Below are 13,162 nucleotides of genomic sequence, written 5' to 3'. Positions count from 1 at the left end.
AGTCGTCGGGCGGGTGATCTTTCGAACCGTCGTGCCGAGACTATTCAGCGACTGCCGCAACAGTCGTGTCCATGGCCGCAGCTGTCACACTTCGCCATTCGGCCGCCACTCCGGACCGTCCTGTTTGCGCCGTGATCATGCTATTCACGTCGCTGACCGCCCTCTGTCGTCCGGGAGTTGACCGGGGTACCTTCCGCCCATGCCGATTCGTGTGCTGGGCCTTCGTTCGAGTTGTCGATTGCTGGTGGTGGCGGCCGTCGCCGCGCTGATGGCCGTCCTGCTCCCACCCGCAGGCGCCCAGGGCGCAAGCCCCGGGAAGGCCCGGCCGCCGCAGAGCGAACCCGTCTACTCGTACGGGGACGCCGTCCGCGAATCGGTCTGGGTCGACACCGGACTGGACGGCGACGGGGACGGGCGGAGCGACCGCGTCGCCGCCGACATCGTCCGGCCGCGCGAGCCCGCCCGGCAGGGCCGGAAGATCCCCGTGATCATGGACGCCAGCCCGTACTACTCCTGCTGCGGGCGCGGCAACGAGAGCCAGCTCAAGACGTACGACGCCGACGGCCGGCCCGTGCAGTTCCCGCTCCACTACGACAACTACTTCGTGCCGCGCGGCTACGCCTTCGTCGCCGTCGATCTGGCCGGAACCAACCGCTCCGACGGCTGCGTCGATGTCGGCGGCCGCTCGGACGTGCAGTCCGCCAAGGCCGTCATCGACTGGCTCAACGGCCGCGCCCGCGGCTACACCACCCGCACCGGCGAAGCCCGTGCCTCGGCCGGCTGGTCCAACGGCCGCACCGGCATGATCGGCAAGAGCTACGACGGCACCGTCGCCAACGGGGTCGCGGCGACCGGTGTCGAAGGGCTGCGCACCATCGTGCCGATCGGTGCCATCTCCTCCTGGTACGACTACTACTTCTCCCAGGGCGCACCGCTCTACGACAGCGGCCCCGACTGGCTCTCCGGCTACGTGGAGAGCCCCGGGGCACGCGACCGCTGCGCCGCCGTCCAGCAGCGACTCGTCGACGGGGCGCCGCGCACCGGAGACTGGACGGGGCTGTGGACCGGGCGTGACTACGTCAAGGACGCCCGCAAGGTGCGTGCCAGCGTCTTCGCCGTGCACGGCATGCAGGACCTCAACGTCCGTACCAAGCACCTCGGCCAGTGGTGGGACGCGCTCGCGGACCGGGGCGTGGAGCGCAAGCTCTGGCTCTCCCAGACCGGACACGTCGACCCGTTCGATTTCCGGCGCGCCGAATGGGTCGACACCCTGCACCGCTGGTTCGACCACTACCTCCTGGGCTACGACAACGGCATCGAACGCGAACCGATGGCCGACATCGAACGCCACCCCGACCAGTGGTCCACCGACCGCGTCTGGCCGCCCCGCGCCACCCGGGCCACCACCCTGCGCCCCGGTACCGGCGACGCGCCGGGCGTCGGCACCCTGGCCCTGAAGCCCGCCCGCCCCGGCGCCACCGAGACCTTCACCGACGATCCGGCACAGGACGAGACCCGGTGGGCCGCCGACCTGGACCGGACCACCGGCGCCAAGGCCGGGTTCCGCACAGCCCCGCTCACCGCCGATCTGAGGCTCTCCGGCTCCTCCACGGTGACCGTCACCGCCACCCCGACCACGACGAGCGCCCACCTCTCCGCGGTCCTCGTGGACCTCGGCCCCGACACCATCCGCGACTACGGCTCCTCCGGCGAGGGCATCAGCACCCTCACCACCCGCAGCTGCTGGGGCGCGAGCACCACCGGGGACAGCTCCTGCTTCAAGGAGACCGAGGCCCGGACCACCGGCGTCGACCGGACCGTGGTCAGCCGTGGCTGGGCCGACCTCGGTACGTACGCCGACGCGCGCCGGGGCCGCCCGCTCACTCCGGGCACGGCCGTCACCCTCACCATCGACCTGGCGGCCACCGACCACGTCGTCCCGGCCGGACACCGCCTCGCCCTGATCGTCGGCGGCACCGACCGGGACCTCATCGACCCGCCGGACTCCACGCCCACCCTCACCCTCGATCTGGCCCGCACCTTTGCGAAGCTGCCGTTCGTCGGCGGCACCGGCGCCTTCGTACACGCAACCGAGGGCTCCGCGGCCGCCGCGGCCGCGCCCCGGGCGGACGACGTCCGGGGCGTCACACCGCCGCGGCCCGCCGCCCGTGTCCCGGGCGGCGGGCACCGGTAACGGACCGCCCGGCCGCGAAGGGCCCTTCCCGAGAGGGGCCCTTCGCGTCGCTTGTTGGTCCACAGGAGTGGGCGCTGCGTGTGGTACTGCCTACGGAGAGCGAACAAATTGCTTCCGTGAAAGGTGCCATCCGTGTCGCAGGACGAACAGGGAACGGGCGACCGGGGGGACCTGCCGGTGACGGCGGAACTCCCCGGCGACCCGGCCCGGAACCGGCACCCCACGACGGACCGGGTGGTGTTCGGCGTCACCGCCGCGTTCACCCTCGCCTTCGTGGTCTGGGGAGCCACCGCCACCGACTCGCTGCAGAACATCTCCAGTGCCATGCTCAACCAGCTGATCCACAAAGGTGGTTGGGTCTTCATGCTGGCCACTTCCGGCTTCGTGGTCTTCGCCCTCTGGCTCGCCGTCAGCCGCTACGGCAAGATCGCCCTCGGCCAGGAAGGGGAGGAGCCCGAATTCCGGACCGTGTCCTGGGTCGCCATGATGTTCAGCGCGGGCATGGGAATCGGCCTGATGTTCTACGGGGTGAGCGAGCCGCTCGCGCACTTCATCAGCCCGCCGCCCGGCACCCGTCCCGCCGACGCCGCCGAAGCGATGCAGACGGCGATGGCCACCACCCTCTTCCACTGGACGCTCCACCCCTGGGCGATCTATGCCGTGGTCGGTCTGGCCATCGCGTACAGCACCTTCCGCCGGCGCCGACGGCAGACGATCAGCGCCGTCTTCGAGCCGCTCATCGGAGCCCGGCACGCCCACGGCGGTCTCGGCCGGCTGATCGACATCCTCGCCATCTTCGCGACCCTCTTCGGCTCCGCCGCGTCACTGGGCCTGGGCGCCCTCCAGATCGGCAGCGGCTTCCACGAACTGCACTGGAAGGAGAAGACCGGTACCGGGCTCCTGGTCCTGATCATCGCCGTGCTGACCGTGGCCTTCGTCGCCTCGGCGGTCTCCGGTGTCGAAAAGGGCATCCAGTGGCTCTCCAACACCAATATGGTGCTCGCTCTGATCCTCGCCGTCTTCGTCTTCATCGCGGGCCCCACCATCATCGTGCTCGACCTGCTGCCCACCTCGATCGCCGCCTACTTCGGCAATCTGGCCCAGCTCGCCGGACGCACCGAGGCGACCGGCAAGGGCGACGTCGCCGAGTGGCTCGGCAACTGGACCGTCTTCTACTGGGCCTGGTGGATCTCGTGGACGCCCTTCGTCGGCATGTTCATCGCCCGCATCAGCCGGGGCCGGACGATCCGCCAGTTCATCGGCGGTGTCATCCTGGTGCCCAGCACCGTCAGCCTGGTCTGGTTCGCGATCTTCGGCGGTACGGCGATCAACCTCCAGGAGGCCGGCAAGCTCGGCGGCGCCGTCACCCAGGAGGCACAGCTCTTCGGAGTGCTCCAGCAGTTCCCGCTCGCCACGGTGATGAGCCTGGTGGTGATGATCCTGGTCGGCATCTTCTTCGTCTCGGGCGCCGACGCCGCCTCCATCGTGATGGGCACGCTCTCCCAGAAGGGCATCCTCGAACCCGCCAGATGGGTCGTCGTCTTCTGGGGCGTGGTCACCGGAGCCGTGGCCGCGATCATGCTGCTCATCGGCAACGGGAAGGGCGACGCGCTCGCCGGACTCCAGAACCTGACGATCCTGGTCGCCGCGCCGTTCACCGTCGTCATGGTCGGCATGTGCGTGGCGCTGATGCGGGACCTGCGCCGGGACCCGCTGATCGTGCGGCGCGAATTCGGTGTGGAGGCCGTCGAATCCGCGGTCATCGAAGGGCACGCGAAGTACGCCGGTGATTTCGAGATCCGGATCGGTCCGGGCGGCAGCCAGGTCATCACCAGGCTCCACGAGGACCACGGACCGCAACCCGACACCCCCGGCACAGGTGAACCGGCCGGCTGACGGCCGGGGGCACCCGCCGTCCGGCCGGAGCGCGACCGGCCGGGCGGTCCGGCCCCGGCGCCGACTAGGATCGACACCCTGATGACTGCCACTCTCGTCGCCAAGGACCTCGCCGCCGGACACGGCGACCGCACACTTTTCGCCGGACTCGACCTCGTCGTCGCGCCCGGCGACGTGATCGGTCTCGTCGGAGTCAACGGCGCCGGAAAATCGTCCCTGCTCCGGCTCCTCGCCGGACTCGACCGGCCGGAGGAGGGCGAGCTGCGGCTCTCCCCGCCGACCGCCACCGTCGGCCACCTCCCGCAGGAGCCGGAACGACGGACCGGCGAGACGGTGCGGGAGTTCCTGGCCCGCCGCACCGGCGTCGCCGAGGCCCAGGCCGCCATGGACAAGGCCACCCAGGGCCTCGTCGACGGGGCGCCGGGTGCGGACGACGCGTACTCCGAAACGCTGGAACGCTGGCTGGCCCTCGGCGGCGCCGACCTGGACGAGCGCGCCGAGGAGGTCGCAGCCGAGCTCGGGCTGACCGTCGGCCTCGACCTGCCGATGACCGCGCTCTCCGGCGGCCAGGCCGCCCGTGCGGGCCTCGCCTCCCTGCTGCTCTCCCGCTACGACGTCTTCCTGCTCGACGAGCCCACCAACGACCTCGACCTGGACGGCCTGGAGCGGCTGGAGCGCTATGTCTCGGGACTCCGCGCGGGCACCGTGGTCATCAGCCACGACCGCGAATTCCTGATGCGCACCGTCACCAAGGTCCTCGAACTGGACCTGGCCCAGCAGCAGATCAATCTGTACGGCGGCGGCTACGCGGCCTACCTGGAGGAGCGTGAGCGCGCCCGCAGGCACGCCCGCGAGGAGTTCGAGGAGTACGCCGACAAGCGCGCCGCTCTCGAAGGGCGCGCCCAGATGCAGCGCTCCTGGATGGACAAGGGTGTCAAGAACGCCCGCCGCAAGGCCACCGACTCCGACAAGCTCGGCCGCAAGTTCCGCAGCGAGTCGAGCGAGAAGCAGGCCGCGAAGGCCCGGCAGACCCAGCGCATGATCGAACGGCTCGACGTCGTCGACGAACCGCGCAAGGAATGGGAACTGCGGATGGAGATCGCCGCCGCACCCCGCTCCGGCTCGGTCGTGGCCACCCTGCGCGAGGCGCAGGCCGTACGCGGTGACTTCGCCTTCGGCCCGGCGTCGCTGCAGATCGAATGGGCGGACCGGGTCGCCATCACCGGCGCCAACGGAGCGGGCAAGTCCACCCTGCTCGCCGCACTCCTCGGCCGCCTCCCGCTGGACTCCGGCCACGCCGCGCTCGGCTCGGGCGTGGTGGTCGGCGAGGTCGACCAGGCGCGCAAGCTCTTCCACGGCTCGGAATCGCTCCTGGAGGCGTTCTGCGCCGCCGTGCCCGACACCGAACCGGCCGAAGTGCGCACGTTGCTCGCCAAGTTCGGCCTGCGCGCCGACCATGTGACGCGCCCCGCCACGACGCTCTCCCCCGGGGAGCGCACCCGGTCGGCGCTCGCCCTGCTCCAGGGCAGGGGCGTCAACCTCCTGGTGCTCGACGAGCCCACGAACCACCTCGACCTGCCCGCGATCGAGCAGCTGGAATCCGCGCTCGACTCGTACACCGGAACGCTGCTGCTGGTCACGCACGACCGGCGGATGCTGGAAGCGGTACGGACCACCCGGCGGGTCGAAGTCGCCGCGGGCAGGGTGACGGAGCTCTGAGCCCCGCACCGGGCCGTCGCCGACGGCCCGGTGCCCGGGGATCGGACGGACAGCCACCCCTCCCGGTATCCCAAAAGGGTTGCATTCCCCGATTTCGACTCTCTGTCCGTCGGGCCGATTCCGGCATGGTGCCCGCATTCCTCGGTGGTGGCGGAATTTGGTATGCCAAGTGCTACTGTCGGCACAGCCAAGGACCGCCGTCCGGCCTCTACGGCCCCGACATCGCATCCGCAGGAGGCCCCGTGCGTACCCGCTGGCGCGCCACCCGCATCCTCGCCCGCCGCGACGGCGGGCACGCGCTGCTGCGCGACGGCGAGATCGTCTGGGACGGCGACACGGTCGTCCGCCACGAGGTGGCACGCCACCTGGCGCGGGCCGCGTCCGGACCGGCCTCCCCGCCGGTCAGCGTGCGCAGTTCGGGCGACTGGGTACGGCACCGGTCGGTGGCCAGCGGTCACCGGGTGTGGAAGTGGCAGCCGGGCGGCGGGTCAAGCGGGCTGGGCAGATCACTCTCCCCGCCCCGGTACTGCTGCCGCTACGGCTACCGCCTCCGGCCGCCCTGGTCCGGGTCCGTCAGCCCGGCCCGGCGCAGCGCGTCCGCCATCGCGCTGTTCACCGGCGCCGGCGCCTGCCGGGCGGATCCGCCACCGCCGCCACCGCCACCGCGCCGGTCGCGGTCCTGGCCGCCCTGACCCTGGCGCTGCCTCGGCGGCCGGCCGCCCTGGCCGCCGCGCTCAGCCCGCTCGCGCCGCTGGCCGCCACCCTGTGAGCCCGCACCGGCCCCGGCCTCGTCGTCCAGCCGCAGCGTCAGCGAGATCCGCTTCCGAGGCACATCGACGTCCATGACCTTGACCTTCACGATGTCGCCCGGCCTCACGACGTCCCTCGGGTCCTTCACGAACGTCCGCGACATCGCCGACACATGCACCAGGCCGTCCTGGTGCACACCGATGTCCACGAACGCACCGAACGCCGCGACATTGGTGACGACGCCCTCCAGCACCATGCCGGACGCCAGATCACCGATCTTCTCGACACCCTCCTTGAAGGTGGCCGTCTTGAACGCGGGCCGCGGGTCGCGCCCCGGCTTCTCCAGCTCCCTCAGGATGTCGGAGACCGTCGGCAGACCGAACTTCTCGTCCACGAAGTCGTCCGCCCGCAGCGAGCGCAGCACCCCCGTGTTGCCGATCAGCGAGGCGACGTCGCCGCCGGTCCGCTTCACCATCGCCCGCACCACCGGATACGCCTCCGGGTGCACGCTCGACGCGTCCAGCGGATCGTCGCCCCGGATGCGCAGGAAGCCCGCGCACTGCTCGTACGCCTTCGGGCCCAGCCGCGCCACGTCCTTGAGCGCCTTGCGGGACCGGAAGGGGCCGTTGGCGTCGCGGTGCGCGACGATGTTCTCCGCGAGCCCCGAGCCGATCCCCGATACCCGCGAAAGCAGCGGCGCGGACGCGGTGTTGACGTCGACGCCGACACCGTTCACACAGTCCTCGACGACCGCGTCCAGCGAGCGCGACAGCTTCACCTCGGACAGGTCGTGCTGGTACTGGCCGACTCCGATCGACTTCGGATCGATCTTCACCAGCTCGGCGAGCGGGTCCTGCAGCCGCCGCGCGATGGAGACCGCCCCGCGCAACGACACGTCCATGTCGGGGAGTTCCTGCGAGGCGAAGGCCGAAGCCGAGTAGACCGAGGCGCCGGCCTCGGAGACCATCACCTTGGTGAGCTTCAACTCCGGGTGCTTATCGATGAGTTCACCGGCAAGCTTGTCCGTCTCGCGGGAGGCCGTGCCGTTGCCGATCGCGATCAGGTCGACGTCGTGGGCCTTCGCCAGCCGCTCCAGCGTGGCCAGCGACTGGTCCCACTTGTTGGCCGGGACGTGCGGGTGGATGACGTCCGTCGCGACGACCTTGCCGGTCGCGTCGACGACGGCCACCTTCACACCGGTACGGAAACCGGGGTCGAGCCCCAGCGTGGCCCGCGTCCCGGCCGGCGCGGCGAGCAGCAGATCGCGCAGGTTCGACGCGAAGACGCGTACCGCCTCGTCCTCCGCCGCGGTGCGCAGCCGCAGCCGCAGATCGATGCCGAGGTGCACCAGGATCCGGGTCCGCCACGCCCACCGCACGGTGTCGCCGAGCCACTTGTCGCCGGGGCGGCCGCGGTCGGCCACGCCGAAGCGCCGGGCGACCATGTTCTCGTACGTCGACGGCCCCGGGGTCTCGGAGGGCTCCTCCGGCTCCATGACCAGGTCGAGCATGTCCTCCTTCTCGCCCCGGAGCATCGCGAGCACCCGGTGCGAGGGCAGTGCGGTGAACGGCTCGGCGAAGTCGAAGTAGTCGGCGAACTTCGCGCCCGCCTCCTCCTTGCCGTCCCGCACCTTGGCTGCCAGCCGCCCGCGCGTCCACATCCGCTCACGCAGCTCACCGATCAGATCGGCGTCCTCGGAGAACCGCTCGGCGAGGATGGCACGGGCCCCCTCCAGGGCCGCCGCACCGTCCGCGACGCCCTTGTCGGCGTCGACGAAGGCGGCGGCAGCGGCGAGCGGCTCCACCGACGGGTCGCCGAGCAGGCCGTCGGCGAGCGGTTCGAGCCCCGCCTCCCGGGCGATCTGCGCCTTGGTGCGCCGCTTGGGCTTGAACGGCAGATAGATGTCCTCAAGGCGCGCCTTGGTGTCGGCGGCCCGGATCTGCGCCTCCAGCGCCTCGTCCAGCTTGCCCTGCTCGCGCACCGAGTCGAGGATCGCCGTCCGGCGGTCCTCCAGCTCCCGCAGATACCGCAGCCGCTCCTCCAACGTGCGCAGCTGCGCGTCGTCGAGCATCTCGGTCGCTTCCTTGCGGTAGCGCGCGATGAACGGCACGGTCGACCCGCTGTCGAGCAGCTCGACGGCCGCCTTCACCTGCCGTTCGCGTACGCCGAGCTCCTCGGCGATCCTGCCTTCGATGGACGTCGTCACGGTTCTACCGACTCGCCTTCTCGTACTGGCTCTACTGGCTGTGCTTGCCGGGGCCGGGCCCCTTCGCCTGCATTGTGCCGGGTGGCCGGGCGCCGTGTCGCCCGGCCACCCCAGGGCTGTCGTACGGATCGGGCGGGGCGGCGGATCAGTTCCTGCCGATCAGTCCTTGCCGATCAGCCCGTCCGGGAACGCGCCCGCCGACGCAGCCGTGAACAGGAACCCGCGCGCCAGCTCGGTCAGCCGCTCCACACCCTCGGCGCCCAGGTGCTCGTACGGCGCCGCGTCCATCCGGTCCGTGGCCTCCTCCAGCTCCGAGCGGAGCGCGACGCCGGCCTCGGTCAACTCGCCCTCGGCGTCCAGGAGTCCGCGCCCGCGCAGTCGCTCGCGCGCCGCGTCCCAGTCGTCGCGGTGCCAGCCGCGGGTGGCGAGCACCCAGCCCGGGGACATTCCCTTGCCGGTCGCGGTGTGGCTGACCAGTGCCTCCAGCGGGTCGAGCCCGGCGGTCAGCAGCGCGGCGAGATGGCCGTCGCCTCGGTGCTCCCGCAGCAGTGTGCCGGCGTGCCAGTACGCCAGGTGCGGCTGCTCGGGCACCGGGAGATCGGCGTGGGCGGCGTGGAGCGGCCGGGCGTGTCGGGTGCATCCCTCGGCGGCGCGCAGTGCGAGCTCCGCCGCCTCGGCCAGTTCCGCGGAGGCGATGATCTCCTCGCCCAGCAGCCGGCGAAGGGTGGTGTCGGCGACGCGCAGCCGGGCGTCCAGGACCGCCTGCGGCGAGGCGACGGACCACACGGCGGGCAGATGCCGGGCGACGAGGTCGTGGTTGAAGTTGTAGAACGCGGCGGTGACCGCGCCCGGTCCGACGGCACCCATCGCCGCCGAACGCGCGGCGAAGTAGGCGGCGTTCGAGTCGTCGATGCCGAGCTCCCCGAGCTCCTTGCCGAGGTCGGGCGAGAAGTAGACCGTCGAGTGCAGCGGGTTGATGGCGTTGTGGCAGCGGCGTCCGGCGCGCGGCGGCAGAGTACTCATGCGGGCACATTACCGACTGGTCGGTACGCGCGGTAACCCCGGTGCGGCGCCCGGTTCCCGACCACCGCGCGATGGCAGGAAAGGTGGGTTCTTCGTCATTGCGGCTGTGATCGGGGCCGACCAGGATGGCGGTCATGACGCAGCGATCCGTACTCGTCGTCCTCTACGACGGCGTCCAGAGCCTCGATGTCACCGGGCCGGTGGAGGTCTTCGCCGGGGCTTCTCGTTTCCCCGGGGCCGGGTACGGACTGCGCACCGCCTCGCTCGACGGCGCCCCAATCCGCACCTGCAGCGGCCTCGTCCTCGTCCCGGACGGCAGCCTCGCCGACGCCGAACCGCCCCACACCCTGCTCGTCCCCGGCGGCGAGGGCACCCGCGACCCCGACCCGGCACTCGTCGACTGGCTGCGCGAACACGCCCCGCACGCCGAACGGCTCGTCTCCGTCTGCACCGGCGCGCTGCTGCTCGCCGGGGCCGGACTGCTGGACGGGCACCGGGTGACCACGCACTGGACGGTCTGCGACCACCTCGCCCGCAGCCACCCGGCCGTCGAGGTCGACCCGGACCCGATCTTCGTACGCGACGGCAGGCTCGCCACCTCCGCCGGGGTCACCGCCGGAATCGACCTGGCCCTCGCGCTGGTCGAGGAGGACCACGGCAGGGACATCGCGCTCACCGTCGCCCGGCACCTGGTGGTCTTTCTGCGCAGACCGGGCAACCAGGCCCAGTTCAGTGCCCAGCTCTCCGCCCAGACCGCCCGGCGCGAACCCCTGCGCGAGGTCCAGCACTGGATCACCGAGAACCCCGGCGAGGACCTCTGCGTCGAGGCGCTCGCCGCCCGCGCCCGCCTCTCGCCCCGTCACTTCGCGCGCGCCTTCCAGGCGGAGACGGGCCTCACGCCGGGCCGTTACGTCGACCGTGTACGCCTGGAACAGGCCCGCAGGCTGCTGGAGGACACCACCGACGGCGTAACCGGGATCTCGCGTGCCTGCGGCTACGGCACCCCGGAGGCCATGCGCCGCGCGTTCATCAAGGCCCTGGGCACCGCCCCCGCCGAATACCGCCGACGCTTCCGCACCCATCCCGCGGCCGGCTGACCGCCCACCCGCACCCGACCGACCGCGAACGTGAAAGGGAACCCATGCAGATCGCCATCGTCCTCTTCGACCGCTTCACCGCACTCGACGCGGTGGGTCCGCACGAAATGCTCGCCCGTACCCCCGGCGCCGACACCGTGTTCGTCGCCGAACGGACCGGCCCCGTGCGCAACGACACCGACAGCCTCACGCTCGTCGCCGACAAGGCCTTCGCCGATGTGCCCGCGCCCGACGTGGTGGTGGTGCCCGGCGGCCCCGGCCAGCGCGACCAGATGGAGAACGAGGCGCTGCTCGGCTGGCTGCGCGCCGCCGATGCCACCAGCACCTGGACCACCTCCGTCTGCACCGGCTCGCTGCTGCTCGCCGCGGCCGGACTGCTGACCGGCCGCCGGGCCACCTCGCACTGGCTCATGCTGGACGTACTGGAGGAGCTCGGCGCCGAGCCGACCGGGGAGCGGGTCGTCGTCGACGGCAAGTACGTCACCGCGGCGGGCGTCTCCTCCGGCATCGACATGGGGCTCACCCTGGCCGGCCGGATCGCGGGCGACGAGCACGCCCTGGCCGTACAGCTGCTGACCGAGTACGATCCGCAGCCGCCCTACGACGCGGGCTCGCCGGAGAAGGCCCCGGCGGCGATGGTCGAGAAGTTCCGTGCCCGGCGCCACTACCTCCTCCAGTAGCGCGCGGGCACGGACCGTCAGGCCCCGGTCGTCCAGGTGAAGCGGGGCTCGCGCCGCTCCAGGAAGGCGGCGACACCCTCGGCGGTGTCGCCGCTGAGGCGTGCCTGCCGCGCCCAGTGCGCGTCCCGGTCCCTGCGCCCGTCGGCGAACTCCTTCGCCGCCGCCTGCGTCAGCCGCGAGCGGGCCGTCAGGGTCCGCGTGTACGCCTCGACCCGCTTCTCCAGCTCGCCGGCCGGCAGCACCTCGTCGACCAGGCCGGTACGCAGCGCCCGTGCGGTGTCGATCAGCTCGCCGGAGAACAGCAGGTGCTTCGCGGTGGCCGGGCCGGTCAGCGCCACCAGCCGCCGGGTCGACGACGCGGCGTACACGATGCCGAGCTTGGCCGGCGTGACACCGAAGGAAGCCCCCTCCTCGGCGAACCGCAGATCGCAGGCGGCCGCCAACTGGCTGCCGCCGCCCACGCAGTATCCCCGGATCACCGCGAGCGTCGGCCCGGGGAACGCGGCCAGCGCCTCCTCGGCCGCCACCGCGAGCGCCTGCGGGTCGCCCGCCGGGTCCCGGAGCGAGGAGATGTCCGCGCCGGCGCAGAAGGTGTCCCCGGCGCCCGTCAGCACCAGCACCCGGACCTCGGGGTCGGCGGCCAGCCGCTCCAGCAGACCGGGCAGCGCGCTCCACATCGCGGCCGTCATCGCGTTGCGCTTGGCGGGATTGCTGATCACGACGGTGGCGACGCCGTCCGCGACGGTGTGCTCCAGCCCGGGTTCCGTACGGTCCATGTGCCGGATGCTATCCGCACGGTTCGAACCTATGATCAAGAAGGGGTCTGGGACCAGGCACGCACCGTGAGGAGCTTCCCGTGGCAGATCCCGCAACCGAGGGAAGGAGACTGAGCCGCAGCTTCGGCTGGCTCGCCCTGCTCGGCACCCTGCTCGTCGTGGCCGGTCTGGTCGGTCTCGTCTACACCGGCGTCGCGACGCTGACCTCGATGATCCTGTTTGGCTGGCTGCTGCTGATCGGCGGCGTCGTCGGGCTGCTGCACGCCATCGACTCCCGCGGCAGCGACTACTTCTGGCTGGGCGTTGTGGTGGCCGCGCTGAACATCGCCGCCGGGATCGTCGTCATCCGCCACCCGCACGGCACCGCCGAGGCGCTGACCATGTTCGCTGCGCTGCTCTTCCTGACCGGCGGGGTGTTCCGCCTGGTGGGCAGCGTCGTGGTGCGCGGCCCGCAGTTCGGCTGGACGCTGCTGCAAGGCGCCTTCGGCCTGCTGCTGGGGCTGCTGGTGCTCTTCGACTGGCCGCACAGCAGCCTCTACGTACTGGGTCTCTTCTTCTCGCTGGCGCTGCTCTTCGACGGCCTCGGCCTGATCGCCATGGGGGTGGGCGGCCGCCGCATCGTCTCGATGGTCTCGGAACAGAGGGTGACCGACGAGCTGCCCGACCAACCCCGAGGAGATGAGCAGAAAGGGCCCAAAGGCTGAGTCTTCAGCGTTCTGTCCGGTCAAAATCCGTCGATAGAGGTCGAATTCTGATCACTGGCACGGTCCGGACCAACTACGCCCCGCACTCTGTACTCGACGTGCAGTCACCATCGAGTG

9 protein-coding genes are annotated in these 13,162 nt (G+C 71.5%); 6 read left to right on the top strand and 3 right to left on the bottom strand.

The features are described from left to right. The first annotated feature begins 199 nt into the window (after positions 1 to 199). From ACIRJP_RS26790 to ACIRJP_RS26780, 3 genes are all read left to right on the top strand, one after another. Positions 200 to 2,194, top strand: coding sequence for a Xaa-Pro dipeptidyl-peptidase (locus tag ACIRJP_RS26790; protein WP_404179072.1), 1,995 nt, complete (start codon positions 200 to 202; stop codon positions 2,192 to 2,194). A 132-nt stretch (positions 2,195 to 2,326) separates the two neighbouring features. Continuing rightward, positions 2,327 to 4,090 (top strand): BCCT family transporter, encoded by a 1,764-nt coding sequence (locus tag ACIRJP_RS26785; protein WP_404179069.1) that lies wholly within the window; start codon positions 2,327 to 2,329, stop codon positions 4,088 to 4,090. 81 nt (positions 4,091 to 4,171) lie between these two features. Then, positions 4,172 to 5,809, top strand: a complete 1,638-nt coding sequence (locus ACIRJP_RS26780; RefSeq protein WP_404179066.1) for an ABC-F family ATP-binding cassette domain-containing protein — start codon at positions 4,172 to 4,174, stop codon at positions 5,807 to 5,809. 541 nt (positions 5,810 to 6,350) lie between these two features. Here ACIRJP_RS26780 and ACIRJP_RS26775 read toward each other — a convergent pair. Together ACIRJP_RS26775 and ACIRJP_RS26770 are read right to left on the bottom strand one after the other, a co-directional pair. Beyond that, positions 6,351 to 8,765, bottom strand: a complete 2,415-nt coding sequence (locus tag ACIRJP_RS26775) for a Tex family protein (protein WP_404179063.1) — start codon at positions 8,763 to 8,765, stop codon at positions 6,351 to 6,353. Positions 8,766 to 8,924: 159 nt separating this feature from the next. Beyond that, positions 8,925 to 9,788: a hypothetical protein gene (locus ACIRJP_RS26770; RefSeq protein WP_404179060.1), complete on the bottom strand. Its 864-nt coding sequence runs from the start codon at positions 9,786 to 9,788 to the stop codon at positions 8,925 to 8,927. Positions 9,789 to 9,922: 134 nt separating this feature from the next. Here ACIRJP_RS26770 and ACIRJP_RS26765 point away from each other — a divergent pair, with 134 nt between their 5' ends. Together ACIRJP_RS26765 and ACIRJP_RS26760 are read left to right on the top strand one after the other, a co-directional pair. Then, the gene (locus tag ACIRJP_RS26765; protein ID WP_404179057.1) at positions 9,923 to 10,885 is read left to right on the top strand and encodes a GlxA family transcriptional regulator; all 963 of its coding nucleotides are present in this window, start codon (positions 9,923 to 9,925) and stop codon (positions 10,883 to 10,885) included. Between the two features lie 44 nt (positions 10,886 to 10,929). Continuing rightward, positions 10,930 to 11,565 carry a DJ-1/PfpI family protein gene (locus ACIRJP_RS26760; protein ID WP_404179054.1) on the top strand — a complete coding sequence of 212 codons (636 nt, stop codon included), beginning with the start codon at positions 10,930 to 10,932 and terminating at the stop codon, positions 11,563 to 11,565. Between the two features lie 17 nt (positions 11,566 to 11,582). Here the strand turns inward: ACIRJP_RS26760 and ACIRJP_RS26755 are convergent, their stop codons facing one another. Next, positions 11,583 to 12,341: an enoyl-CoA hydratase/isomerase family protein gene (locus ACIRJP_RS26755; protein ID WP_404179051.1), complete on the bottom strand. Its 759-nt coding sequence runs from the start codon at positions 12,339 to 12,341 to the stop codon at positions 11,583 to 11,585. 80 nt (positions 12,342 to 12,421) lie between these two features. On the opposite strand from ACIRJP_RS26755, the gene ACIRJP_RS26750 reads away from it, so the two are divergent. Further along, positions 12,422 to 13,045, top strand: a complete 624-nt coding sequence (locus ACIRJP_RS26750; RefSeq protein ID WP_404179048.1) for an HdeD family acid-resistance protein — start codon at positions 12,422 to 12,424, stop codon at positions 13,043 to 13,045. Positions 13,046 to 13,162 lie beyond the last annotated feature (117 nt).

It is taken from the genome of Streptomyces sp. NPDC102437 (genome assembly GCF_044765565.1).
Classification (GTDB): Bacteria; Actinomycetota; Actinomycetes; order Streptomycetales; family Streptomycetaceae; genus Streptomyces.
This window is presented reverse-complemented; position numbering and strand designations above follow the sequence as displayed.

What these genes read in the sequence shown, in the direction of transcription:
- ACIRJP_RS26790 (WP_404179072.1), top strand. Translation starts at nt 200, where the DNA reads ATGCCGATTCGTGTGCTGGGCCTTCGTTCGAGTTGTCGATTGCTGGTG.
- ACIRJP_RS26780 (WP_404179066.1), top strand. Translation starts at nt 4,172, where the DNA reads ATGACTGCCACTCTCGTCGCCAAGGACCTCGCCGCCGGACACGGCGAC.
- ACIRJP_RS26770 (WP_404179060.1), bottom strand. Translation starts at nt 9,788, where the DNA reads ATGAGTACTCTGCCGCCGCGCGCCGGACGCCGCTGCCACAACGCCATC.
- ACIRJP_RS26765 (WP_404179057.1), top strand. Translation starts at nt 9,923, where the DNA reads ATGACGCAGCGATCCGTACTCGTCGTCCTCTACGACGGCGTCCAGAGC.
- ACIRJP_RS26760 (WP_404179054.1), top strand. Translation starts at nt 10,930, where the DNA reads ATGCAGATCGCCATCGTCCTCTTCGACCGCTTCACCGCACTCGACGCG.
- ACIRJP_RS26755 (WP_404179051.1), bottom strand. Translation starts at nt 12,341, where the DNA reads ATGGACCGTACGGAACCCGGGCTGGAGCACACCGTCGCGGACGGCGTC.